The sequence below is a fragment of the Rhodothermales bacterium genome (assembly GCA_039944855.1).
GTDB lineage: Bacteria > Bacteroidota > Rhodothermia > Rhodothermales > JANQRZ01 > JBBSMX01.
Genome location: JBDUXZ010000023.1, coordinates 82,087 through 104,956 on the forward strand (window position 1 = coordinate 82,087; position 22,870 = coordinate 104,956).

20 protein-coding genes and 1 tRNA gene are annotated in these 22,870 nt (G+C 69.3%); 16 read left to right on the forward strand and 5 right to left on the reverse strand.

The annotated features are described in order from the left end of the window. Nucleotides 1-9 precede the first annotated feature (9 nt). Both ABJF88_12550 and ABJF88_12555 read left to right on the forward strand, forming a co-directional pair. A tRNA-Ile gene (locus ABJF88_12550) sits at nucleotides 10-82 on the forward strand. Nucleotides 83-127: 45 nt separating this feature from the next. Continuing rightward, nucleotides 128-1,945, forward strand: coding sequence for a M2 family metallopeptidase (locus tag ABJF88_12555; GenBank protein MEP0547756.1), 1,818 nt, complete (start codon nucleotides 128-130; stop codon nucleotides 1,943-1,945). Between the two features lie 89 nt (nucleotides 1,946-2,034). Here the strand turns inward: ABJF88_12555 and ABJF88_12560 are convergent, their stop codons facing one another. Beyond that, nucleotides 2,035-4,044, reverse strand: coding sequence for a GspE/PulE family protein (locus ABJF88_12560; GenBank protein ID MEP0547757.1), 2,010 nt, complete (start codon nucleotides 4,042-4,044; stop codon nucleotides 2,035-2,037). 168 nt (nucleotides 4,045-4,212) lie between these two features. On the opposite strand from ABJF88_12560, the gene ABJF88_12565 reads away from it, so the two are divergent. From ABJF88_12565 to ABJF88_12615, 11 genes are all read left to right on the forward strand, one after another. Next, nucleotides 4,213-5,343 carry a DUF2911 domain-containing protein gene (locus ABJF88_12565; GenBank protein ID MEP0547758.1) on the forward strand — a complete coding sequence of 377 codons (1,131 nt, stop codon included), beginning with the start codon at nucleotides 4,213-4,215 and terminating at the stop codon, nucleotides 5,341-5,343. A gap of 391 nt (nucleotides 5,344-5,734) precedes the next feature. Next, on the forward strand, nucleotides 5,735-6,193 hold the full coding sequence (locus tag ABJF88_12570; protein MEP0547759.1) for a hypothetical protein: 459 nt from the start codon (nucleotides 5,735-5,737) through the stop codon (nucleotides 6,191-6,193). 22 nt (nucleotides 6,194-6,215) lie between these two features. Further along, complete coding sequence (gene recG, locus ABJF88_12575; GenBank protein MEP0547760.1) at nucleotides 6,216-8,318, forward strand: ATP-dependent DNA helicase RecG; 2,103 nt, start codon at nucleotides 6,216-6,218, stop codon at nucleotides 8,316-8,318. Between the two features lie 85 nt (nucleotides 8,319-8,403). Next, nucleotides 8,404-9,069: a hypothetical protein gene (locus ABJF88_12580; GenBank protein ID MEP0547761.1), complete on the forward strand. Its 666-nt coding sequence runs from the start codon at nucleotides 8,404-8,406 to the stop codon at nucleotides 9,067-9,069. Between the two features lie 100 nt (nucleotides 9,070-9,169). Next, nucleotides 9,170-9,505 (forward strand): transcriptional regulator, encoded by a 336-nt coding sequence (locus tag ABJF88_12585; GenBank protein ID MEP0547762.1) that lies wholly within the window; start codon nucleotides 9,170-9,172, stop codon nucleotides 9,503-9,505. Nucleotides 9,506-9,587: 82 nt separating this feature from the next. After that, a complete protein-coding gene (locus ABJF88_12590; protein MEP0547763.1) occupies nucleotides 9,588-10,352 on the forward strand; it encodes a di-trans,poly-cis-decaprenylcistransferase in 765 nt (254 codons plus the stop codon). A 94-nt stretch (nucleotides 10,353-10,446) separates the two neighbouring features. Then, on the forward strand, nucleotides 10,447-11,712 hold the full coding sequence (locus tag ABJF88_12595; protein MEP0547764.1) for an inner membrane CreD family protein: 1,266 nt from the start codon (nucleotides 10,447-10,449) through the stop codon (nucleotides 11,710-11,712). A gap of 151 nt (nucleotides 11,713-11,863) precedes the next feature. Beyond that, a complete protein-coding gene (gene trxA / locus ABJF88_12600) occupies nucleotides 11,864-12,208 on the forward strand; it encodes a thioredoxin (protein MEP0547765.1) in 345 nt (114 codons plus the stop codon). 107 nt (nucleotides 12,209-12,315) lie between these two features. Continuing rightward, the gene (gene trxB, locus ABJF88_12605) at nucleotides 12,316-13,380 is read left to right on the forward strand and encodes a thioredoxin-disulfide reductase (GenBank protein MEP0547766.1); all 1,065 of its coding nucleotides are present in this window, start codon (nucleotides 12,316-12,318) and stop codon (nucleotides 13,378-13,380) included. Nucleotides 13,381-13,467: 87 nt separating this feature from the next. Further along, complete coding sequence (locus ABJF88_12610; protein ID MEP0547767.1) at nucleotides 13,468-13,989, forward strand: LysM peptidoglycan-binding domain-containing protein; 522 nt, start codon at nucleotides 13,468-13,470, stop codon at nucleotides 13,987-13,989. A gap of 145 nt (nucleotides 13,990-14,134) precedes the next feature. Then, nucleotides 14,135-14,755 carry a hypothetical protein gene (locus tag ABJF88_12615; protein ID MEP0547768.1) on the forward strand — a complete coding sequence of 207 codons (621 nt, stop codon included), beginning with the start codon at nucleotides 14,135-14,137 and terminating at the stop codon, nucleotides 14,753-14,755. Nucleotides 14,756-14,760: 5 nt separating this feature from the next. On the opposite strand, the gene ABJF88_12620 is transcribed toward ABJF88_12615, so the two are convergent. Genes ABJF88_12620 through ABJF88_12630 form a run of 3 tightly spaced genes read right to left on the reverse strand, consistent with a single transcriptional unit; the run spans nucleotide 14,761 to nucleotide 17,540 of the window. Continuing rightward, the gene (locus ABJF88_12620; GenBank protein MEP0547769.1) at nucleotides 14,761-15,468 is read right to left on the reverse strand and encodes a M23 family metallopeptidase; all 708 of its coding nucleotides are present in this window, start codon (nucleotides 15,466-15,468) and stop codon (nucleotides 14,761-14,763) included. Then, nucleotides 15,468-16,325 carry a proline dehydrogenase family protein gene (locus tag ABJF88_12625; GenBank protein MEP0547770.1) on the reverse strand — a complete coding sequence of 286 codons (858 nt, stop codon included), beginning with the start codon at nucleotides 16,323-16,325 and terminating at the stop codon, nucleotides 15,468-15,470. Before ABJF88_12625 ends, ABJF88_12620 begins: the two co-directional genes overlap by 1 nt. 48 nt (nucleotides 16,326-16,373) lie before the next feature. After that, nucleotides 16,374-17,540 carry an aminotransferase class I/II-fold pyridoxal phosphate-dependent enzyme gene (locus ABJF88_12630; protein MEP0547771.1) on the reverse strand — a complete coding sequence of 389 codons (1,167 nt, stop codon included), beginning with the start codon at nucleotides 17,538-17,540 and terminating at the stop codon, nucleotides 16,374-16,376. A 304-nt stretch (nucleotides 17,541-17,844) separates the two neighbouring features. On the opposite strand from ABJF88_12630, the gene ABJF88_12635 reads away from it, so the two are divergent. From ABJF88_12635 to pdxH, 3 genes are all read left to right on the forward strand, one after another. Continuing rightward, nucleotides 17,845-20,496 (forward strand): PAS domain S-box protein, encoded by a 2,652-nt coding sequence (locus ABJF88_12635; GenBank protein ID MEP0547772.1) that lies wholly within the window; start codon nucleotides 17,845-17,847, stop codon nucleotides 20,494-20,496. Between the two features lie 91 nt (nucleotides 20,497-20,587). Beyond that, on the forward strand, nucleotides 20,588-21,655 hold the full coding sequence (locus ABJF88_12640) for an FAD-dependent oxidoreductase (GenBank protein MEP0547773.1): 1,068 nt from the start codon (nucleotides 20,588-20,590) through the stop codon (nucleotides 21,653-21,655). A 7-nt stretch (nucleotides 21,656-21,662) separates the two neighbouring features. Continuing rightward, the gene (gene pdxH, locus ABJF88_12645; GenBank protein MEP0547774.1) at nucleotides 21,663-22,307 is read left to right on the forward strand and encodes a pyridoxamine 5'-phosphate oxidase; all 645 of its coding nucleotides are present in this window, start codon (nucleotides 21,663-21,665) and stop codon (nucleotides 22,305-22,307) included. A 7-nt stretch (nucleotides 22,308-22,314) separates the two neighbouring features. Here the strand turns inward: pdxH and ABJF88_12650 are convergent, their stop codons facing one another. Continuing rightward, nucleotides 22,315-22,824 carry a 2TM domain-containing protein gene (locus ABJF88_12650; protein MEP0547775.1) on the reverse strand — a complete coding sequence of 170 codons (510 nt, stop codon included), beginning with the start codon at nucleotides 22,822-22,824 and terminating at the stop codon, nucleotides 22,315-22,317. Between the last annotated feature and the right edge of the window lie 46 nt (nucleotides 22,825-22,870).

Below are 22,870 nucleotides of genomic sequence, written 5' to 3' on the forward strand. Positions count from 1 at the left end.
TCGGGGCGCGGGCCCGTAGCTCAGTGGTTAGAGCAGCGGACTCATAATCCGACGGTCGCAGGTTCAAGTCCTGCCGGGCCCACTTTTCTCCCTCAACAGCCACGCACTCATGCTACGCACCCTCGTTATGCCCGATCTCAGGAAACCGTTCGCGCTCCTCTTCGGCGTGGCGCTGCTGCTCGCGCCGCCCGCCGCCGCGCAGTCCGGCCCGATGGCCGAGCCCACGGTCGGCGACGCCGTAGCCTTCGCCGACTCGGCCGAGGCCGTGCTCTACGACCTCGGCGTGAAGGCGGGCCGCGCGGCGTGGGTCCAGGCCAACTTCATCACGCACGACACCGAGATCATCGCCGCCGAGGCGAACGAGAACTATGTCGCTGCCCGCGTGGCGCTCGCTGGCGAGGCCGCCCGCTTCAACGGCCTCGACCTCCCGTACGACGTCGCGCGCAAGCTGAACATGCTCCGCACGAGCATGACGATGCCCGCGCCGAGTGACCCGGCCAAGACTAGGGAACTGACGCAGATCGCCGCGCGGATGGAGAGCACGTACGGGAGCGGCGAGTACTGCCCCGCCGACGGCGAATGCCAGAACCTCGGCGACTTCGAGGAAGTCATCGACAACTCCCGCGACCCCGAGGCGCTCGAAGAGGCGTGGGCCGGGTGGCGCACGATCTCTCCGGCGATGCGCGCCGACTACGAGCGCTTCGTCGAGCTGATGAACGAGGGCGCGCGCGAGCTCGGCTACGCCGACGTCGGTGCGCTGTGGCGTTCGAACTACGACATGCCGCCCGACGCCTTCGCCGCCGAGCTCGACCGGCTGTGGGACCAGGTCCGCCCGCTCTACGAGGACCTCCACTGCTACGTCCGCGCCGAGCTCAACGCGCAGTACGGGGACGACGTCGTGCCGCTCGATGAGCCGATCCCGGCGCACCTCCTCGGCAACATGTGGGCGCAGGAGTGGGGGAACGTCTACGACCTCGTCGCCCCCGGCGACGCCGATCCGGGCTACGACCTCACGGCGCTCCTCCAGCAAGACGGCTACGACGCCCTCAAGATGGTCCGCACCGGCGAGCAGTTCTTCTCCTCGCTCGGGCTCGACCCCCTCCCGGACACGTTCTGGGAGCGCTCGCTCTTCACCAAGCCCGCCGACCGCGACGTGGTCTGCCACGCGAGCGCGTGGGACGTGGACGAGGTCGACGACCTCCGCATCAAGATGTGCATCGAGGTCAACGCCGAGGACTTCAACACGGTCCACCACGAGCTCGGCCACAACTACTACCAGCGGGCCTACAACCAACTCCCCTACCTCTACCGCAACAGCGCGAACGACGGGTTCCACGAAGCCCTCGGCGACGCCGTCGCGCTCTCGATCACGCCCGCCTACCTCGTCGACATCGGGCTCCTCGACGCCGAGCCGAGCGCCGACAAGGACCTCGGGCTCCTCCTCCGCGACGCCCTCGACAAGATCGCGTTCCTCCCGTTCGGCCTCTTGGTGGACCAGTACCGGTGGAAGGTGTTCTCCGGCGAGATCGGCCCGGATGCGTACAACGCCGCGTGGTGGGACCTCCGCGAGCAGTACCAGGGCATCCAGGCTCCGGTGGCGCGCACCGAGGCCGACTTCGACCCCGGCGCGAAGTACCACGTCCCGGCGAACGTCCCGTACACGCGCTACTTCCTCGCGCGCATCCTCCAGTTCCAGTTCCACCGCTCGCTCTGCGAGGCCGCCGGCTACGAAGGCCCGCTCAACCGCTGCTCGATCTTCGGCAATGAGGCCGCCGGCGACCGGCTCGACGCGATGATGCAGATGGGCGCGGGCCGGCCGTGGCCCGAGGCGCTCGAAGCCCTCACCGGCAGCCCGGAGATGGACGCCACCGCGATCCTCGACTACTTCGCCCCGCTCCAGACCTGGCTCGACGAGCAGAACGAGGGCCGGACCTGCGGCTGGTAGTCCGCGTGCTCGACGAGCTTGATTAACAGTGCGGGGGCGCGTCGGTCATGCCGACGCGCCCCCGTGTTGCTTTGGCCCGAGCGTCGCGGTCAGCGCAGCACGCCGACGACGCGCACCATCTCCTCGACGCTGGTCTCGCCGGCCGCGGCGAGGGCGCGGGCGGCCCCGGTGAGCGGCGTCATCCCCTCGAGCACGGCCTGATCGCGGAGGGCGTCTTCGTCGAGGTTGCCCTCGGCCGTGACGATCATCCGCCGGAGGTCCTTCGACATCGGCATGACCTCGACAATCGCGCGGCGGCCTTTGTAGCCGTTGCCCTTGCAGGTCTTGCAGTTCGGGTTCGCGCCGACGCGGTACAACGTCGCCGCTTCGATCTCCTCGGCGGTGAAGCCGACGCGCTCGAGCGTGTCCCGATCCGGCGCCTCCTCGACCTCCTTGCACGAGGGGCAGAGCGTGCGGATCAGCCGCTGCGCCGCGACGATCGTGACGGAGTGGGCGATGAGGAACGGCTCCAGCCCCATTTTGTACAGGCGCGAGACCGCGCTCGGCGCGTCGTTCGTGTGGAGCGTGGAGAACGTGAGGTGGCCCGTATTCGCGAGCTGGATGCCGAGCTCGGCCGTGTCGCGGTCGCGCATCTCGCCGACCATCACGATGTCGGGGTCGTGGCGGAGGATGAAGCGGAGGGCCTCTTTCACCGGCAGCTTGTGGCTGATCTTGACCTGGCGGACGCCGGGCAGCACGTACTCCACCGGGTCCTCGGCGGTGAGGATGTTGCGCGTGGCCGAGCGGACCTGGTGGAGCGCGGCGTAGAGCGTCGTGGACTTCCCCGAGCCCGTCGGGCCGGTGAGGATCACCATGCCCTGCGGCTGCCGGATCGCCTCTTCGAACAGCCGCAGCTCGCGCTCCGGCAGGCCGAGCACCGAGAGGTCGGCGATGACCTTGCGGTCGTCGAGCACGCGGATGACGATGCTCTCGTAGCGCGCCTGCTGGTTCGAGTGGGTGATGGGGAGGATGGAAACGCGGAAGCGGATGAGCAGGCCGTCGATGGTCCGCTGGAGGTAGCCGTCCTGCCCGCGCTCGCGCTCGAAGCGGTCCACGTTGCGCGTCCGGTCTTTGGCGACGGCGAGGAACGCCTCCGGCGGCGCCTTCTCCTCGACGTACCAGCACGTCAGCTCGCCGTCGATGCGGAAGTTGATGCTGATGTTGCCGTGCTCGTCGGGGCAGATGTGGATGTCGGACGCGCCGAGCCGGACGGCCTCGAAGAGCGCGGCCTCGAAGAGGTTGATGAGCGCGCTCCGGTTGATCTCCGCTTCGAGCTCCTCCTCCTCGAGGAGGTCGTCCCCGTCGTGCTCGATGTCGACGCCGAGGTCGAACGCGCCTTCGGTCTCCTGCACCCGCTCGAGGTACTCGTTCCGCACCATCTTCGTGGTCTCGGAGATGAGCTCGTCGATGAAGGCCTCGGGGGCGAACTGGAGGTCGTAGTAGGGGAGGGCGAGCGTTTTGAGGAACTGCTGGATCTCGCGGTTCGTCGGGTCGTGCGAGACGAAGACCCACCGGCGGGCCGGGGCCTGCGTCTCGCGGTGCCCTTTGCCTTTCTTAGCGCCTTTGCGAGCGGTCCCGTCCCCCGTGTCCGCCATCGCGATGGGGATGAGGTGGAGGTCGCGCATCCGGTCCCACTGCGGCGCGGGGAAGAGGTCGCGGGCTTGCCGGAGGCAGGCGAGCGCGCTGAACTTGGTGACCTTCGTCTCCTTGAAGGCGAAGACCTTCGCCGCCTCCTTGTAGATGACGGCGCGGTCCAGCGTCGCGTCCTCGGCGAGGGCGCGCCACAGCTTCACCGGCTCGCCTCGCTCGGCGATTTTCTGCTGGTCTCGCGCCCGGTACCACGCGGCCTCGACGTGGTCGGTGCCGATCAGTTCGTTGAAGAGGAGCGAGATGACGACGCGGTCCTCGAGGTCGAGCATCGAGAAGCCTTCTTGGACCTCGTCGAGGTTCTCGAACGGAACGACGGACGCGTCGATCTTGCCGAGGCTGCTCTCGACGAGCGCGCCGTCGCCCGCGTTGGGCTCGGCCGAGGTTGGGTCGTGCTTGGCGTGGTCTTTCATCGGGGCGGACGGAAGCGGGGTGGAACGGCGTGGGAGGCAGAGCCTTGAGTCTCGGCCGCTCGAAACGTGGAGTTAAGCGGCTTCGCTGGACCGGCCGAGAACGGCCGCACGCCCGATCGATTCTATATTCTCCTCCTCGTCTGTCTTCCCCTGTCAGCCTCCCTTCGCATGCGCCGCCTGCTCCTGCTGATCCTCGCCCTCCCGCTCTTCGGTCCTGCCATGGCTCAGGACCGCGCCGCCTTCGTTACCACGCTCGGCGCGGACACGCTCGCCGTCGAGCGCTTCTGGCAGACGGAGGACGGGGTGGAGGCGGACGTCGTCCTCCGCACGCCGCGCACCACCCGTACGCAGTACCGACTTACCCTCGACGCCGATGGCGATGTCGCCCGCTACGAGGCCGTCACGCGCACGCCCGGCGAGGACGAGCCGACGCGCCGCGTCGTCGCCGAGCCCGAGGGCGACAGCCTTGTGGTCCGCGTCACGGAGGGCGCGGAGATGGGCACACGCCGCGTCGTCCGCGTCGCCGGCGCGCTGCCGTTCATCGACATGGTCCACTGGCCGTTCGAGCTGATGCTCACGCGTGCGGCCGGGCGGGACATCGCGCAGCCGCTCTTCACCGAGCGCGGCACGCTCGATTTCGAGGTCGGCACCGACGCGGCCGGGCGGCGGACGGTGACGCACCCGTTCCGCGGCACGATGACGGTCGAGACCGATGCCGAGGGCCGTCTCCAATCGCTCGACGCGGGCGCGACCACGCGCGCCCTCACGGTTACGCGCACGGACGGCGTAGACCTCGACGCGCTCACCGATCGGTTCGCCGCACGCGATGCCGCCGGGCAGCCGTTCGGCCCGCTCTCCGGCCGTGGCGAGACGACCGCGCAGGTCGGCGGCGCAACGATCTCGGTGGACTACGGGCAGCCTGCCCGGCGCGGCCGTGATCTCTTCGGCGCGCTCGTGCCGTGGGGCGAGCTCTGGCGCACCGGCGCCAACCGCGCCACCCACCTCACGACGGACCGGGATCTCGTCCTCGGCGGTCTCGCCGTCCCCGCGGGGCAGTACACCCTCTTCACGATCCCCGAGCCCGATGGCGGCGTGCTCATCGTCAACCGCGAGACCGGGCAGAACGGCAACTCGTACGACCCGAGCCGGGACCTCGGCCGCGTCCCGATGACGCGCTCCGAACGCGCCGAGTCCGTCGAGCCGTTCACGATAGAAGTTGCGGAGACGGCGGACGGCGGCGCGCTCCGGCTCGTCTGGGGCAACGACGCCTTTACGGTTCCGTTCTCCGTAGCGGAGTAGGGCCTGCCTCGGGCGATGGGTCTGAGGCCAGGTCTGCTTCGGGCTCGTACGTCGACATCATGCGTGGCGATGGCTCGGCGTGGGGGGCGAGCAGCCAGTCGATGAGCGGATTCAGCCGGTAGCGCAGCGCGATGAAGACGGGGTCGCTGGGCAGAGCTGCGTAGCAGGCGGCACCCCCGATGACGTCGGCCGATTTTATATTCCCGCCTGCTGGCAGCACCGTCCTCTGTGATTCCTTCGCTTTTGTCTCTGATGTGGATGCGTAGTGGCATTAGCGCCGTGCGAGGGCAATGCACAGACTGTGCCATGCGGATGACATGGCCGCTGTGTTTATTGGGAATAGGTCCCGTACTGGGATGCGTATTCCACCTTCATCCGAGCCCCCACAGCCATGGCTACGCTATCTGCTGTCACCTCACGCGCGAGCACCACGCCGACCCATCTCTGGGTGATTGGCATCGTGGCGCTTCTCTGGAACGCCTTCGGCGCCGTCGACTACCTCATGACGGTCACCGAGAACGAGGCCTACATGAGCAGCTTCACCGAGGCCCAGCGCGCCTACTTCTACAGCTTTCCCGTCTGGGCCATCTCGGCGTGGGCGCTGGCGGTGTGGAGCGCGGTCTTCGGCTCCGTCGCCCTCCTCCTGCGGCGGCGCTGGGCCGTCGGGCTTTTCGCCGTATCGCTGCTGAGCATGCTCGTCTCCAGTCTCTACACGTTCGGGCTCTCCGAAGGCGTCAAGGTGATGGGCGGCGGGCTCGGCCAATGGCTATTCACGCTCGCCATCTGGCTCGTCGCGATTGGGCTTTACTTCTACGCGCGCGCCCAGCGCGCCCAGGGCGTCCTGCGCTGACCCGTTTCTCCATCCCCATTCTGTGAGCGTACTCGACAACGACATCGAAGAGCTCCCCGGCGTGGGGAAGCGTCGGGCCGAGCCGCTGCGGAAGGCGGGCGTGAAGACGTTCCGCGACCTCCTCCGCACCTACCCCCGCCGCTACCTCGACCGCTCGACGGTGACGCCGATCCGCCAGCTCGCGGCGGGCAGCGAGGCCGTCACCGTTGTCGGCTTCGTGAAGGCGAAGAACCTCGTGCCGGGGCGCGGCGGGAAGAAGCGGTTCGAGCTCCTCGTGCAGGACGAGAGCGGCGGCACGCTGAAGTGCGTGTGGTTCCGCGGCGCGAACTACATCCACCGCCTGTTCGAGACCGAGGAGCGCGTAGCCTTCCACGGCAAGGCCGAGCAGTACGGCCGCACGTTCTCGATGGCCCACCCCGACTTCGACAAGCTCGACGCCGAGAGCGCCGCGCTCGACACGGGCCGGATCATCCCGCTCTACCCCGGCGGCGCGGCGCTCGACAAAGTCGGCCTCACCAGCCGGTCGTTCCGGCGGCTGATCTACGGGCTCATCAAGGAGCACGGGCTCGAAATCCCCGAAGTGCTGCCCGATTGGGTGCGGGAGCGGTACGACCTCATCCCCGGCAATGTCGCCCTCCGTGCTATCCACTTCCCGAAAGACGCGGGCGAGCTCGGGCGGGCGCGGCGGCGGCTGAAGTTCGAAGAGCTGTTCTTCCTCCAGCTCCTGCTCGCGCTCACGCACCAGAAGCGGCAGGACGTGGCCGGCCCGCCGTTCGGCCCGCCCGGCGACTACGCCCGGCGCTTCGTGAACGACGTGCTCCCGTTTACGCTCACGGGCGCACAGCTCCGTTCCATCGAGGACGTGGCGAACGACACGATGACGGGGCGGCAGATGAACCGGCTCATCCAGGGCGACGTCGGCAGCGGCAAGACCGTCGTCGCCGTCGCGGCGATGATGCAGGCGCTCGACTCCGGCTTCCAGAGCGCGTTCATGGCGCCGACCGAGATCCTCGCCGAGCAGCATTTTTCCAACCTCCAGAAGTACTTCGAGCCGCTCGGCGTCGAGGTCCGGTTGCTGATCGGCGGGCAGCGGAAGCTGCTGCGCGAAGAGATTCTGGCGGATCTGAAAGAGGGTCGCGCTGCCGTCGCCGTCGGGACGCACGCGCTCATCGAGGACAACGTGGAGTTCCAGAACCTCGGCCTCGCGATCGTCGACGAGCAGCACCGGTTCGGGGTGATGCAGCGGGCGCGGATGTTCCGCAAAGGCCCGAAGCCGCACATGCTGCTGATGACCGCGACGCCGATCCCGCGCTCCCTCGCGATGACGGTCTACGGCGACCTCGACGTGTCGATTATGAACGAGCGGCCGGCCGGGCGGAAGCCCATCGACACGCGGCTCTACACCGAGAAGCGGCGCGAGGAGGCGTACGCATTCATCAAAGAGCAGCTCCGGTCCGGGCGGCAGGCGTACGTCGTCTACCCGCTCGTCGGGGAGTCCGAGAGCGAGACCCTGGCCGACATCAAAGACGCCGAGTCCGGCTTCGAGCAGCTCACTGAGCTGTTCCGCCCGTACCGCGTCGATCTCGTCCACGGCCAGCTCTTCTCGTACGAGAAAGACGAGGCGATGCAGCGGTTCAAGGCTGGCGAGACCGACATCCTCGTCGCCACGACCGTGATCGAAGTCGGCGTCGACGTGCCGAACGCGACGGTGATGGTGATCGAACACGCCGAGCGGTTCGGGCTGAGCCAGCTCCACCAGCTCCGGGGCCGCGTCGGCCGCGGCGCCGACCAGAGCTATTGCATGCTGATGGCCGACTACAAGCGCTCCGCCGAATCCGAGGAGCGGCTCAAAGCGATGCTCGACACCGACGACGGGTTCAAGATCTCCGAGATCGACTTGAAGCTTCGCGGCGCGGGCGACTTCTTCGGCACGCGGCAGTCCGGCCTCCCCGCCTTCAAAATCGCCGACATCGTCAAAGACGCCGACCTCCTCGAGCTCGCCCGCGAGGCCGCCTTCGAACTCGCCGGCCGCGATGCCCACCTCCGCCAGGCCGAGCACACCGACACGCGCCGGCACTTCGCCCGCACCGCGCCGAAGAGCCTCGGCTTCGCCCGCGTGGGGTAGGCCACGGCTCTTTTTCTATGAGGGGTTGCGCAGACGTGGCAGGATAGTTACTTTGTATCATAAAGTTCTTCACTGCGAGTTGATGATGCCGAACGACCGACCCGCCCTCCGCCGCGACGAGCCCGCGCTCCCGCCCGACCACCGCGCCGAAGCCCACCTCCGGTTCATCCGCGACACGATGTCGCGGACGGCCGAGTTCACCGCCGTCTCCGGGTGGGGCGGCGTCGCGATGGGCGTGACGGCGCTCGGGGCCGCCGCGCTCGCGGCCCAGCAACCCGACGTCTCCGGCTGGCTTCGGGTGTGGGCGGCCGAAGCGCTCGTCGGCTTCGCGATCGGGGCGTGGACGACGGCGCGGAAGGCGCAGCAGCACGGCGCGCCGCTCCTCAGCGGGCAGGGGCGGAAGTTCCTCCTCGGCCTCGCGCCCGCCATCTTCACCGGCCTCGTGCTCACGCTCGCCGTCTACGGCTTCGACCTCGACGCGGCGCGGTACGACGCCGTCGTCGCAGGTGCGGAGCCGTCGCTGAGCCTGCGGCTGCTGCCGGGGCTGTGGCTACTGCTCTACGGCGCGGGCGTCGTCTCGGCGGGGATGTTCTCGATCCGCCTCATCCCGCTCTTGGGAGCGGCGCTCATGCTCGTCGGCACGCTCGCGCTCCTCTCGCCCGCCGCGTGGGGCGATGCCTGGATGGCGGCCGGGTTCGGCGGGCTGCACCTCGCCTTCGGGCTCCTCATCGCCTACCGACACGGAGGATAGGCTGTGTCCGATAACTCAATCACGGCCTACGCACGGTTCCCAACGCCCCCCGCCGCAAGGCGTGCTCGGCTTCGTTCTGCATCACCGGACACACCCTGACATGGCAAAGATCACTCGGGCCAAACGGAAAGCGGCGACGACGCCCGCGCCCCAACTCGACAAGCTGATCCACGAGCGGATGCGGCTCGGGATCGTGAGCGCGCTCGCGGCGGGCGGGCGGATGGCGTTCACCGATCTCAAGTCCGTGCTCGACACGAGCGACGGCAACCTCAGCGTCCACGCCCGCAAGCTCGAAGACGCCGGCTACATCGCCTGCCACAAGTCGTTCGACGACCGCACGCCGCGGACGGAGTACGAGCTGACGGCGGCGGGGCGGACGGCGCTCGAGGCGTACCTCGACCAGATGGAAGCGATCATCCAGACAGCGCGGCGGTGACCGAAGCGCCGTAGCCGAAGCGGGGGGCGGCACAGCCTCTCGCTTTCTCTGACTCTCTGTACTTTATAACACAAAGTAATTTATGAATACACATAGCGAACTCCACGTCGCCCTCATCATGGACGGCAACGGCCGCTGGGCGCAGGCGCGCGGCGGCCCCCGCACCGACGGCCACCGCGCCGGCGTCGAGACCGTGCGGCGCATCGTCGAGGCCGCGCCGGGGCTCGGGCTGGGGACGCTCTCGCTCTACGCGTTCTCGTCGGACAACTGGAAGCGGCCGGCGGTGGAAGTGGCGGCGCTGATGGGGCTGCTCCGCCGGTTCCTCACGGCCGAGATCGCCCGGCTCAAACGCGGCGACGTACGGCTGAGCGTGATCGGCCGGCGCGACCGACTGCCGTCGTCGGTGCGGGCAGCGATCGCACGGGCGGAGTGGGAGACGCGGCGCGGGAGCGGGCTGCACCTCCGCATCGCCGTGGACTACTCGGCGCGGGACGCCCTCTGCCGGGCCGCCGCGTCGGTGGGCGACGCCACCACGCGGGCCGACTTCACCGACGCCCTCGCTGCGGCGATGCATAGCCCGAGCGCGCCCGACGTGGACCTCCTCGTTCGCACCGGCGGCGAGCAGCGGCTGAGCGACTTCCTGCTGTGGGAGTGCGCCTACGCCGAACTCCTGTTCGTCCCGACGCTCTGGCCCGACTTCACCGCCGCCGACCTCGCCGCCGCCGTCGCCGACTTCCGCCGCCGGACGCGGCGCTTCGGCGGGCTCGGCGGTGCTTCCGAACGGGGTGCGGTGCCTCACGCGGGCGCAGCACGTTGCGCCCCTACGGATGCCGTGGGCGCAGGCTGAGGCGGATTCCGCCGCGCTCCCCGATAGCTCGCCATCCTGTACAGACGCAGCATGCTGCGTCTGTACTTCTCACCCTTTAACCCTTTTCGAAGCCATGCTCAAACGCATCATCGCTATCGCTTTCATCTTCGGCTGCACGTCGGTCGCGTGGTTCGTCCTCGGCGGCGCCGTCACCGTCCGCACCCACGAACAAGACACTTCGCTCCGCAGCGCCGTCGGCCAACTCTGGGGTGGGCGGCAGGTCCAGCGCGCACCCCTCGTCGAACAGCTCGTTCCGTACGAGGAGACCGTGCAAAAGGTGGTCGACGGGCAGGTCACGACGGAGACCGTCGAGCGCGTCCGCACCGAGCCGCACCCGCTCGCGGCGAGCGACCTCCGCGTCGGGCTCGCGCTCGAACACCGCAAGAAAGGGCTCCTGTGGTATCCGACGTACGAGGCCGATTTCGCCGGCCGCTACGCGATCCATAACTCCGGCGACACCGCCGCGCGCTACCGAATCCGCTACCGCTTCCCCGAAGGCGCGCCCGTCCTCGACGGGTTCGACTTCGTCGTTGACGGCGAGCCGGCGGGCGATGCGGCGATGGGCGACGGGGGGGCGATGCGGGAGGTGGAAGTCGGGCCGGGGGAGACGGTCGGGTTCCGCGTCGCGTACCGGTCGCAGGGCGTCGAGACGTGGCGCTACGCCTTCGGCGAGCACACGCAGCAGGTCCGCGACTTCCGGCTCGTGCTCGCGACCGACTTCGACAAGATCGACTTCCCGGCGGGCACGCTCGCCGCAACCGAGAAGGTGCGCCGCGGCGACGGGTGGGCGCTCACGTGGCGCTACACGAACCTCGTCGCCGACGCCGGGCTCGGCCTCGCCCTCCCCGAGAAGCTGAACCCCGGCCCGTGGGTGAGCCGGGTGACGTTCTTCGCGCCGGTCTCCCTCTTCCTGTTCTTCTTCATGCTCCTCCTGCTCAGCCTCATGCGCGGCGTCCGCCTTCACCCCATGCATTACTTCTTCCTCGGCGCGTCGTTCTTCGCGTTCCACCTCCTCCTCGCCTACCTCGTGGATCACCTCTCGGTGCACATCGCTGTGGCGATCTGTTCGGTCGTCTCGGTTGGGCTCGTCGTGTCGTACATGCGGCTCGTGACGGGGGCGCGGTTCGCGCTCGTCGAGGTCGGCGGGGCGCAACTCGTCTACCTCGTCGGGTTTGCGTACACGTTCTTCCTCGACGGCGCGACGGGGCTGATGGTGACGGTGCTCTGCATCGCGACGCTCTTCGGGTCGATGCAGCTCACGGGGCGGCTTGACTGGGAGCAGGTGTTCGGCCGGCCCGAGCCGCAGCCGCTGAAGTCAGCAGCCCCGGCGACGGCATGACGCCGTGTGGAGGTTCGGAGGAGGGTCCGTTGAACCCCGGGGAAAACCTGCCCGGCGGAAACAGCCGCCTGCCGGTTCCGTTCAATCTTCGCTCGCTCGAAATCGAAGTCTTGCACCCGAACTGACAGCAATCATCAAGAGGCATTCCCCCATGGCCGACAACGCCAAGTACGTCACCGTGACCGACGCCAACTTCCAGGACGAAGTCCTCAACAGCGACCAGCCCGTCCTCGTGGACTTCTGGGCGACGTGGTGCGGCCCTTGCCGCACGATCGCGCCGACGATCGAGGAACTCGCTGCCGAGTACGAAGGCAAAGCGAAAGTGGCTAAACTCGACGTGGACAACAACCCGCAGGTCGCCATGCAGTTCGGCATCCGCAGCATCCCCACGCTGATGTTCTTCAAGGGCGGCCGCGTCGTCGACCAGGCCGTCGGCGTCCTCCCGAAGCGCGCCATCGCTGAGAAGCTGGACACGCTGGCTACCGAAACGGCGTAGCCGCTCGACATAGGTCCTAAAACGTAAGGGTGCTCGCAGCGACATGGCCGCGACGTACCCTTACGTTTTATGTTTCACGCTCCCTCGCTCTCGTCTTACCCATCGCCATGACCTCCCCGAACGGAACCTCCGACCTCTCCGCTTTCGACTTTGACGCTGCCGAGCGCCGCGCCGTCGTCATCATCGGTACCGGGCCGGCGGGGCTCACGGCGGCGCTCTACGCCGCCCGCGCGAACCTCGAACCGCTCGTGTTCCAGGGCCTCCAGCCCGGCGGCCAACTCGTCACCACGACCGACGTCGAGAACTACCCCGGCTATCCCGACGGCGTCCTGGGGCCGGAGATGATGGCGGACTTCGAGAAGCAGGCCGCCCGCTTCGGCGCCGACCTCCGCCACGGCTCCGTCACCGCCGTCGACTTCTCCGAGCGCCCGTTCCGCCTCGTCGTGGACGAGGAGACGCCGGTGCTCGCCGACACCGTCATCATTTCGACGGGTGCGAGCGCGAAGTACCTCGGGCTCGACAACGAGAAGCGCCTGCTCGGGCGCGGGGTCTCCGCCTGCGCGACGTGCGACGGCGCGTTCTTCCGCGACGAGCACCTCGCGATCGTCGGAGGCGGCGACACGGCGATGGAGGAGGCCCTCTTCCTCACGCGGTTCGCCAAGAAGGTCACCGTCGTCCACCGCCGCGACGAGCTTCGCGCCTCGCAGATCATGCAGGAGCGGGCCTTCGCGAACGACAAGATCGAGTTTATGTGGAACACCGCCGTCGTCGACGTGCTCGGCGAGAATGCGGTCGAGGGGCTCCGCCTGAAGGACACGGAGACGGACGAGGAGCGGACGCTCGACGTCACCGGCTTCTTCGTCGCGATTGGCCACCAGCCGAACACGGCCCTCTTCGAGGGCTGGCTTGACATGGACGAGACGGGCTACATCCAGACCCTCCCCGACTCGACGTATACGAACGTCGAGGGCGTCTTCGCCTGCGGCGATGCGCAGGACCACGTCTACCGGCAGGCCATCACCGCCGCCGGCACCGGCTGCATGGCCGCGATCGACGCCGAGCGCTGGCTCGCCGAGCAGGGCGAGATCTCCGGCGTCCGCACCGAGACCGAGTACCACGCCGCCGCCGCCGAGGACAGCAGCGACGGCGAGGCGGTGCAGGCGAAACTCTAGCCTCCCCGCGTTCTAGTTTCTGTGACAAGGTTGTGCCCGCGCGATGTCGACGCCGCGCCTCGGTCCGTCTCACCCTCCGCATCCGTTATGAAAGCGATCCTCTGCGCGCTCCTCCTCCTCGTGTTCGCCGCCCCCACGCGGGCGCAGTCGCTGGAGGACAAGCTGGAGCATGCGCGGACCGTGGCGCGGGCGCGGATCGTGCTCGCGGAGGACGCGGCGCTGCGGTCCTTCACCTTTCAGCCGAGCGTGAGCGGCGACGTGCTGACGCTCGCCGGGACCGTCGAGACGCAGGCGCAGAAGGAGCGGGCGGGCGAGCTGGTGAGAGGCATCGAGGGCGTCCGCTCCGTCGTCAACACCGTCCGTGTGGCGAATGCGTCGGGGCCGGATCTGACGGATTTGCCCCCGGCGCCCCCGCCCACGGCGGCGGAGAGAGCGGCGGCCGAGGCGCAACCGGAGCCCGAGCCCGAGAAGGTCTTCCACACGGTCAAAAGCGGCGACACCGTTGGGGCGATCGCACGGCGCTACGGCGTCTCGATCCGGGAGGTGCAGCGGCTCAACGGGCTGCGCGGCTCGACGATCCGCATTGGACAGCGGCTCCGCGTAAAATGAGCGCGGCGCCATCGCGAGGTAAAGGCGGCGTGCGGTGGAACGGAACGCCGTTTGGTATGGCGTAGCCATTGAGTCCGCCCCGTGCACCGGCGTCAAAGCGCTGGCGTGCGCGGCGGACGCCCCTCCCCCCGCCGCCTCGCTCGTCGTGCCCCCTCTCCGTTATCCGCTCTATGCCGGCATCCTCGCCGGCGACGTACGGCACGACGCGCTGGAGTTCTCGGCGGCGGGCATGAGCCTGACGCTGCCTGTGCTGGAGGACGCCGGGCTCGACCACCTCCGACGCGGCGACGAGTGCGCGGTCGTGCTCTGCGTCGGGGGCGCAGGCTGGCAGGAGGAATACGACGTGGTGCTGCGGCTCGCGGCGCGCGGGACGTCGATTGCCGGGTTCGCCTTCGTCGGGCTGCCGCCGCTCGCGCGCGTGGTGCTGGAGCGGCACGAGGCGGGCTACGACGGCCCGGACGGATCGGCGTGGGGCGACGAGGCGGCGGGCGACGTGTTCGGAGGCACGGCAGCGCCGTTCGCCTTTGCCCGACTCGCAGAGCCGACGGAGGTGTCGCGCCGGTTCATCCTCGCCATCAGCGAGACCGTGTTCGCCCTCACGCAGCGGCGGAACCAGCCGCCCTCGGCGTCCGAGCCTCCAGCGGACGCGCCGCCCGTCCGCCGGCGACGGCCCGTTTCGAATACGACCCCGGCCGGCACCGCCCTCGTCTACGCCCTCGCCCTCGTCGCCGTGCTGCTCATCGTCGCCGTGATGATGTTCGGCTAAGTTGGCTAGCGCGCGAGGAGTGTGTACGGATTGATGGCCCGGCCGCCCCAGAGCCGCTGGCTGCCGGGGCGCGCTTTCCACACGGCGAAGTGGAGGTGCGGGATCGGCGCGTTCCCCGTCTCGCCGACGTAGCCGAGGGTGTCGCCCTGCGCCACGGCCTGCCCGGCGCGGAGCCCGTCGGCGTAGCGGTCGAGGTGGGCGTAGTAGAACACCCATGCGCTGTCCGGGCCGACCTGGTACACCGTGAGCCCGCCGAGCCCGCTCGTGTGCTTGCGGATGATGTGCCCATCGGCGACGGCCACGACCGGCGTCCCCGTCGGCGCGAGGATGTCGATGGCGCGGTGGACGCGCGTGCTGTCGCGCGGGTCGCCGAACGTGTCGACGAGATCGCCCGGCTCGATGCCTACGACGGGGATGATGAGTGGGTAGGGCGGCGGTGCGAGCGGGGGCAGGGTAGCCGTCGGCGAGGCGGGCGTGGCGAGGGGCTTCACCTTCAGCACGATCTCTGCGGGCTCGTCGGTGGGCGCCGTCGTCGGTACGGACGCGCGGCGGATTGGGACCGACGGTACGATGACGGCCCGGTGGGCAGCGCCGGCGAGCTGCGCGCCGGCGCGGGGTGCAGCGACGTCCGTCCGCACAAGCGTGGCGAGGGCGAGGAGGCCGAGCGCGACGAGCGCGAGCACGCGCCCGAAGGCCGAGGGGTGGAGGTCCATTAGCGTCGGAACATGTTTTTGAGGATGAACCACACGTTCTCCTTCCGCTCGCGGAGGCGGCGCGTGAAGTACGGCCCCCACTGCGTGCCGTAGGGCACATAGATGCGGAGGTTGTAGCCCTCGCGCGCGATCTCCCGCTGTGTGTCCGGGCGGATGCCGTAGAGCATCTGGAATTCGAACGCGTCGTGGGAAATGCCATGCGCCCCGACGAACGCCTTCGTCGCCGCGATCAGCGTGTCGTCGTGCGTGGCGATGCCGGGGTAGCGGGCGTCGGTGATGAGCCGCTGCATCTGGCGCTCGAAGTTCTCCCGGATCGTCGGCATGTCCTGGTAAGCGACCTCGGGCGGCTCTTTGTAGGCGCCTTTGCAAAGGCGAACGCGGGCGTTGAGTTCAGCCATCCGGTCCACATCGGCCTCGGTCCGTCGGAGGTAGGCCTGGAGCACGACGCCGACGTTGTCGGGGTAGTCGGGATAGACCTCCTCGAAGAAGCCGAGCGTCGAAGCCGTGAGGTCGGAGCCCTCCATGTCGAGCCGGACGAACGCGCCGAGCTCGCGCGCCACGTCGAGCACGCGGCGGAGGTTCGCGAGGCAGAAGTCGCGGTCGATCCGCTGCCCGATCATCGAGAGCTTGATCGAGATGTTAGGCGGCAGCTCGCTGTCCTCGCGGTCGAGCGTGCGGAGGATGTCGATGTATTCGAGCGCGTACCGCTCGGCCCGCTTCCGGTCTTTGACGTCCTCGCCGAGGAGGTCGAGGGTGACGAGGAGGCCATCGGCGCGGAGGGCGCGGACGGCGGGGAGCGCATCGGCGAGCGTTTCGCCTGCGACAAACCGGCGGGCGAGGAAGAACGGGAGCTTCATGGAGTGGGAGAGGGGGCGTGGGGAGGAGGGCACACGACGGTGCCCAATCTAGCGCGCCGCCGGCAAACCGTCGAGGGCATCGGTGAGGTCGGCGACGAGGTCGTCGGCGTGTTCGAGTCCAACGGAGACGCGGAGGAGGTTCTGCGGCGTCGGCGTGGGCTGGCTCTCGATCGAGGCGCGGTGCTCGATGAGGCTCTCGGTCCCGCCGAGCGACGTGGCGCGCTTGAAGAGCCGCGTCCGCGCCGCCACGCCGAGCGCCGCGTCGGCATCGCCGCGCACCTGGAACGAGAGCATCCCGCCGAATCCGTCCATCTGCCGCTTCGCTACGGCGTGACCGGGGTGGTCCGGCAGGCCGGGGTAGTGGACGGCTTCGACGGCGGGGTGCGCCTGCAGCGCCTCGGCCAGCCGCTGCGCGTTTGCCCCGTGCAGCGACATCCGCGCGCCGAGCGACCGCATCCCGCGCAGCACCAGCCAACTCCCGAACGGGTCGGCGACGGGCCCGGCTCCCTTTTGCAAGGCGCGGACGCGCTCGAAGAAGTCCAGCCCGCGCCGTGCGACGAGCGCGCCGAGGAGGACGTCGGAGTGGCCGCCGAGGTACTTCGTGGCCGAGTGCAGCACGAGGTCGGCGCCGACGGCGAGCGGGCGCTGGAGGAGCGGCGTCGTCCACGTCCCGTCCACGAGCAGGAGCGCCCCGGCGTCGTGCGCGATCCCGGCGAGCGCTTCGAGGTCGACGATTTTGAGGAGTGGGTTCGACGGCGTCTCGGCCCAGACCAGCTTTGTCTCGGGGCGGAGGGCCGCGCGGACGGCGTCGAGGTCGGTCTGGTCGACTTCGGAGTAGATCAGGCCCCAGTCCGTGAACGTCGAGCGGAAGAGGGAGCGGACGCCGTGGTAGACATCGTCGGGGAGGAGTACGTGGTCGCCGGGGCGGAGGCTCTGGAGGACGACCATGACGGCGGCCATGCCCGAGGCGAACGCGGCGGCCTCGGCGCCGTCTTCGGTGCCGTCAGCTTCGAGGTCGGCGAGCGTGGTTTCGAAGAGGTCGCGGGTGGGGTTGCCCCATCGGGCGTACACGTAGCCGTCGCCGTAATCGCCACTGGGGGGCCGCTCGAACGTCGTGGCGAGGTGGATCGGCGGGGTGAGCGCGCCGGTCTGCGGATCGGGGTGGCATCCGGCCTGCGCGAGGCGGGTACGGAGGTGGCGGGAGGCGTCGGCCATGCGGGGCGGGAGGGAGGCTGGGGAAAGCGGCGTGTCAACGACAGGATGCTCGGCTTAGGTTCTCCGGCAGCGGTAGTATCTTGACATTCTCCACACAGCAGACGGGCCATCTCTTTCCCCATATTGGGAAACGGGAAGGCAGAGATTGAGCGGCGCACGTCCGAATAAGGAACAGAATCTGCAAACAGGTCGCGCAGCCTCCCCTAAGACCCTCCCCGCATGCTACGGTCTGGCGGCGTGTTTCGTTGTGAAACGCCGCCGGTAGTAAAGTCTGCACACGTATTTCGCACCCTCTGGCATCGCCGTGGAAGTCCAGCATCCCGATTCACCTGCATCGCCGCCGAGCGCGATCATTCCGCCCCTCGCGAGTGAGCCGGTGGAGGCGACTTCGCGGTCGTGGCCCATCGTGGACTGGTTCATCCCGGCCGTCGTCAGGGAAGACGCCGACACGCTGCGGCGCACGCGGCTGCTCGTCATCTGCATCGGGCTCGTCGTCCCGTTCTTCTCGGTCGCGGCCGTCGAGCTCTTCGCGGCGGGCGGCCCCTTCGCCGCGCAAGGCCTAGCCGTCACGATTGCGTCGGGGCTCCTGCTGCTGCTGCCGTTCCTCCTGAAGGTCTCCCGCTCGCACGTTCCGGCGGGGACGCTCTTCTGCGTCATCCTCATCGGGCTCCAGTTCTTCCTCGCCGTCACCGATGCCGGGCTGTCGGACTCCTCGATGTACTGGATGCCGCTGATCCCGCTGATGGCGGCGTTTATGGTGGGGCCGCGCGTCGCCGTCGCCTGCGCGGGGCTGATATTGGTGGAGATCGGCGTGCTCTACACGTTGGAGGCCAGCGGGTACCCGTTCCCCCGCTTCTCGACGGTCGCCGACCGGGTCTGGTTCACGATGCTGGCCCTCGTGTTCTCCGTGCTCCTCGCGGCCTCACTGAGCTGGATCTACGAGGGGTACACGCTCAAGCGGCTGCGTCGGATGAACGCGCGGCTGAAGGGATTGCAGGGGGCGCTCGAAGAGAGCGAAGCCCGCTACCGCACGCTCTTCCAGAACATCCCCGTCGGGGTCTACCGCAGCACGCCGACCGGGCAGGTGCTGATGACGAACCACGCGCTGATCTCGATGCTCGGCTTCACCTCCCGCGAGGAGTTCGCCTCGGCGAATCTCGAGGACGTATACCCGGACCCGAACGGCCGCGCCCGCTTCCACGAGAAGGTGGCCCGCGAGGGGGTCGTCAACCAGTTCGAGAACGTGCTCGTGCGGCGCGACGGCCGCTTGATTCACGTACGCGAGAACGCCCGCGCCACCTTCGACGAGGCCGGCGACGTGGTCTTCTACGAGGGAACCGTGGAGGACGTCACCGAGCACTGGCGGGCGAAGGAAGCCCTGCACGCGAGCGAAGAGCGGTTCCGCGCTCTCGTCCAGCACTCCACCGACGTCATCACGGTGATCGATACCGACGGCGTGATCACGTACCAGAGCCCATCGGTGACCCAGAGCTTCGGCTACACCCCCGAGGAGACGCTCGGGATGGACATGCTCGACCTCGTCCACCCCGACGACCGCGAGCGCGCCGCCAAACTGTTCGATCAGGTCCTCGAGCACCCCGCTGAGTTCGGCGCCATCGAGTTCCGCTGCTGCCACGCCGACGGCCACTACGTCTACGTCGAGGCCGTCGGGTCGAACATGCTGGGCAACCCGTGGGTCAACGGCATCGTCCTCAACTCGCGCGACGTGACCGAGCGGAAGCGGGCCGAGATCGCGCTCGTGCAGGCGAAGGAGCAGGCCGAGGAGGTGGCGCGGATGAAGAGCGCGTTCCTCGCGAATATGAGCCACGAGATCCGCACCCCGCTCACCGGCATCCTCGGCTTCTCCGGCGTGCTCGCCGAGGAGGTCGACGAGGACCACCGCGAGTTCGTCCACCTCATCGAGCGGAGCGGGCGCCGCCTGCTGGAGACGCTCAACTCCGTGCTCGACCTCGCCCGGCTCGAAGCCGACCAGATGGAGGTCGAGGTAGACCGCCTCGACGTGGGCGAGCACGTCGACGAGGTCGTACGCCTCCTCGTCCCCCTCGCGTCAGAGAAGGGGCTCGACCTCGAGACCGTCGTCGAGGCCCCCGGCGTTCAGGCCCCGCTCGACAGCGGGTGCCTCAACCGGATCCTTAACAACCTCGTCGGCAACGCCATCAAGTTCACGGCGACGGGCGGCGTGACGGCCCGCGTCAGCGCCTCGGACGAGCACGTCGTGATCCGGGTGGAGGACACCGGCGTCGGGATCGACGAGACGTTCCTGCCCCACCTGTTCGAGGAGTTCAAGCAGGAGTCCACGGGCATGGGCCGCAGCCACGAGGGCAGCGGGCTCGGCCTGACGATCACGCGGCGGCTCGTCGACCTCATGCACGGCACGCTCGAAGTGGAGAGCGCGAAGGGGAAGGGGAGCACGTTCATCGTCACGTTCCCCCGCGCCGACGCGACGACACCGAAGGCCCCCGAACCCCCGCAGGAGGAGCCCACACCGAAGGCGCAGGGCTGCCCCCGCATCCTCGTCGTCGACGACAACGAAGGCGCGCGGTTTCTGCTGACCCGGATGCTCCGCGATGCCTTCGAGGCCGACGTCGTGGGCGGCGTGGAGGAGGCGATCGAGCGGGCCCACGTGATCCGGTACGACCTCGTCTTGATGGACATCCACCTCTCGGACGAGTCGTCGGGCGTGGATCTCATGGAGCGGTTCCGCAGCCTGCCCGCGTACCGGCACACTCCCATCGTCGCGTTCACCGCGTTCGCCCTGCCGGGCGACCGTGAGCGGTTCCTCAGCGCCGGGTTCGACGACTATCTCGGGAAGCCGTTCACGCGGCAGCAGCTCTTCGCTACGCTCGGCAAGGCGCTCGGGACCGACGCGCCGGAGCGGGCCGCGGCCCCGGCTTCGCCGAACGGGATCACGGCGCGTTCGGCGGTCGGCGGCTGATCGGGCGGAGCGCGCGGCGAGAAGCGGGGTCGGGCCGAACCGTTCGGGCGGAGGGTTGTACCACCGCCTGCCGTTTACCCACGCCTCCACCATGACTCTCATCTCCCGCCCCACCCTCGCCATCGTCGGGGCTGGGGCCGCCGGCCTCGCCGCTGCGTGGGCGCTCCGCGACGCCCCGCTCGCCGTCACCGTGTTCGAGAAAAGCCGGGGCTTCGGCGGGCGCGCGGCCACGCGCCGCCATGAGGGGGCGGGCGGGACGTGGACCTACGACCACGGCGCGCAATACGTCAAAACCCCGGAGGGGCACGCGGCCTTTGGCCTGCTCCGCGAGGCGCTACCGACCGATGACCTCGTTGCCATCGACGGCGACGTGTGGACGTTCGACGCGGGCGGGCGGGTGGCGCCGGGCGACCCGGGGCACAACGCCGACGGGAAATGGACGTACCGCTCGGGCATCAGCCAACTCGGCAAGTTGCTCGCGGAGGCGTCGGGTGCGGCGGTGCGGACGGAGACCCTCATCCATCGCCTCGAACGGGCGGAGGCGGGGTGGGAGCTGCACGCCGACGCCGGCGCCTTCGGCCCGTTCGACGCCGTTCTGCTGACGGCCCCGGCCCCGCAGTCCGCCGACCTCCTGCACGCGAGCGCGTTCGACGCCGACCTGCGGGCGCTCCTCGTGGACGGGCTGCGGAAGGCGACGTATCGGAAGATCTTCTCGGTCGTCCTCGCCTACGACACGCCGGTCCCGCGCCCCGGCGATTGCTACGCGCTCGTCAACACGGACGGCGGGCACCCGGTGTCGTGGCTGGCGTTCGAAGAGGAGAAGGCGGGCCACGTGCCGCGCGGCAGCCTGCTCATCGCGCAGATGGCCGCAGACTGGACGCGGGATCACTATTTCGACGACCGCGAGGTCCTCGCCGCCGCCGTCCGCCTCCTCCTCGCCGATCTCCTTGACACCCCGCTCGGCCCGCCGGCGTGGGTCGGCAGCCAGCGGTGGCGCTACGCCCTCCCCGACGCGGCGGCCGACGCCGACGCCCTCGCGCTCGGCACCGACGCCGGGCTCTTCTTCGCCGGTGATTTCACGGCCGGGCAGGGCCGCGTCCACCTCGCCCTCGAGAGCGGCCTCACCGCCGCCGACCACATCCAATCACACCTGGGATAATCACGCCATGCCCACCGCCAACGTCGCCGACCTCCGCCGCACCTACACCCTCGCCGACCTCTCCGAACAGGGCGCCGACGCCGACCCGCTCCGCTTTTTCGAGCGGTGGTTCGACGAGGCGGTCAGCGCCGAGGTCCGCGAGCCGAACGCGATGACGCTCGCGACGCTCGGCGCGGATGGGCAGCCGGCGGCGCGGATCGTCCTGCTCAAAGGGGTGGACGCGGAGGGGTTCGTGTTCTACACCAACTACGAGAGCCGGAAGGCGCGCGAGCTGGAGGCGCACCCCCGCGCCGCGCTCGTGTTCTGGTGGGAAGCGCTGGAACGGCAGGTCCGCATCGAGGGGACTGTCGGAAGAGTGGACGCGGCGGAGTCCGACGCGTACTTCGCGAGCCGGCCGCGCGGCAGCCGGCTCGGGGCGTGGGCTTCGGACCAGAGCCGGCCCATCGCCGACCGCGCGGTGCTGGAGGAGAAGCTGGCCGAGGTCGAAGCGGCGTACCCCGGCGATGCCGTCCCGCGCCCGCCGCACTGGGGCGGCTATCGGCTGACACCGACGCTCTTCGAGTTCTGGCAGGGCCGCGCGAGCCGGCTCCACGACCGGCTCGAATACACGCCCGGCCCCGACGGCTGGACGATCCGCCGGCTGGCGCCGTAGCCGCGGGCTAGCGCACGCGGCGGGCGATGCGCTCGGTGTGCGCCGCGCCGTCCGCCGGCTCATCGAGCGCAGCGGGTTCGTCGAGGCTGAGGCTCGGGGCGCGGTATTCGTCGTCGAGCAGATCCCAGTCGCGGCTCGTGACGATGGCTTCGAGGTTCTCGATCCGGCGGAGGAGCCGGGCGACGTCGGGCGTCTCCGTGGTGCCGACCTGCTCGCCGCGTTCGAGCGCGCGCAGTTGGGTGCGGAGCGCGTCGAGGCTCGCTTGCGTCTCCTCCTGCCCGAGCAGTTCCTGCAGGCGCCGCCGCTCCCAGTCGCCGCCTTTCCCCGGCAGGCCGAACACGCGCGCGGCGTGGCTGACGAGCCCGATGCCCCAGCCGAGCAGGGGGAAGATGAACCAGTAGCCGCCCGAGAACAGGCTCATCCCGATAAAGAGCGTGTTGAAGACGAGGTACGACGCGAGGTGCCCGTAGAACTCCTTTTCGTCGCGAACTTGCTTTTTGGCTTCGGACTCAGTCATGGCAGGGAGGGCAGGAGAGCGGGCGAGGTCTCATCGTACGAACGAA

What these genes read in the sequence shown, in the direction of transcription:
- ABJF88_12555 (MEP0547756.1), top strand. Translation starts at nt 128, where the DNA reads ATGCCCGATCTCAGGAAACCGTTCGCGCTCCTCTTCGGCGTGGCGCTG.
- ABJF88_12560 (MEP0547757.1), bottom strand. Translation starts at nt 4,044, where the DNA reads ATGAAAGACCACGCCAAGCACGACCCAACCTCGGCCGAGCCCAACGCG.
- ABJF88_12565 (MEP0547758.1), top strand. Translation starts at nt 4,213, where the DNA reads ATGCGCCGCCTGCTCCTGCTGATCCTCGCCCTCCCGCTCTTCGGTCCT.
- ABJF88_12570 (MEP0547759.1), top strand. Translation starts at nt 5,735, where the DNA reads ATGGCTACGCTATCTGCTGTCACCTCACGCGCGAGCACCACGCCGACC.
- ABJF88_12580 (MEP0547761.1), top strand. Translation starts at nt 8,404, where the DNA reads ATGCCGAACGACCGACCCGCCCTCCGCCGCGACGAGCCCGCGCTCCCG.
- ABJF88_12585 (MEP0547762.1), top strand. Translation starts at nt 9,170, where the DNA reads ATGGCAAAGATCACTCGGGCCAAACGGAAAGCGGCGACGACGCCCGCG.
- ABJF88_12590 (MEP0547763.1), top strand. Translation starts at nt 9,588, where the DNA reads ATGAATACACATAGCGAACTCCACGTCGCCCTCATCATGGACGGCAAC.
- ABJF88_12595 (MEP0547764.1), top strand. Translation starts at nt 10,447, where the DNA reads ATGCTCAAACGCATCATCGCTATCGCTTTCATCTTCGGCTGCACGTCG.
- trxA (MEP0547765.1), top strand. Translation starts at nt 11,864, where the DNA reads ATGGCCGACAACGCCAAGTACGTCACCGTGACCGACGCCAACTTCCAG.
- trxB (MEP0547766.1), top strand. Translation starts at nt 12,316, where the DNA reads ATGACCTCCCCGAACGGAACCTCCGACCTCTCCGCTTTCGACTTTGAC.
- ABJF88_12610 (MEP0547767.1), top strand. Translation starts at nt 13,468, where the DNA reads ATGAAAGCGATCCTCTGCGCGCTCCTCCTCCTCGTGTTCGCCGCCCCC.
- ABJF88_12620 (MEP0547769.1), bottom strand. Translation starts at nt 15,468, where the DNA reads ATGGACCTCCACCCCTCGGCCTTCGGGCGCGTGCTCGCGCTCGTCGCG.
- ABJF88_12625 (MEP0547770.1), bottom strand. Translation starts at nt 16,325, where the DNA reads ATGAAGCTCCCGTTCTTCCTCGCCCGCCGGTTTGTCGCAGGCGAAACG.
- ABJF88_12630 (MEP0547771.1), bottom strand. Translation starts at nt 17,540, where the DNA reads ATGGCCGACGCCTCCCGCCACCTCCGTACCCGCCTCGCGCAGGCCGGA.
- ABJF88_12640 (MEP0547773.1), top strand. Translation starts at nt 20,588, where the DNA reads ATGACTCTCATCTCCCGCCCCACCCTCGCCATCGTCGGGGCTGGGGCC.
- pdxH (MEP0547774.1), top strand. Translation starts at nt 21,663, where the DNA reads ATGCCCACCGCCAACGTCGCCGACCTCCGCCGCACCTACACCCTCGCC.
- ABJF88_12650 (MEP0547775.1), bottom strand. Translation starts at nt 22,824, where the DNA reads ATGACTGAGTCCGAAGCCAAAAAGCAAGTTCGCGACGAAAAGGAGTTC.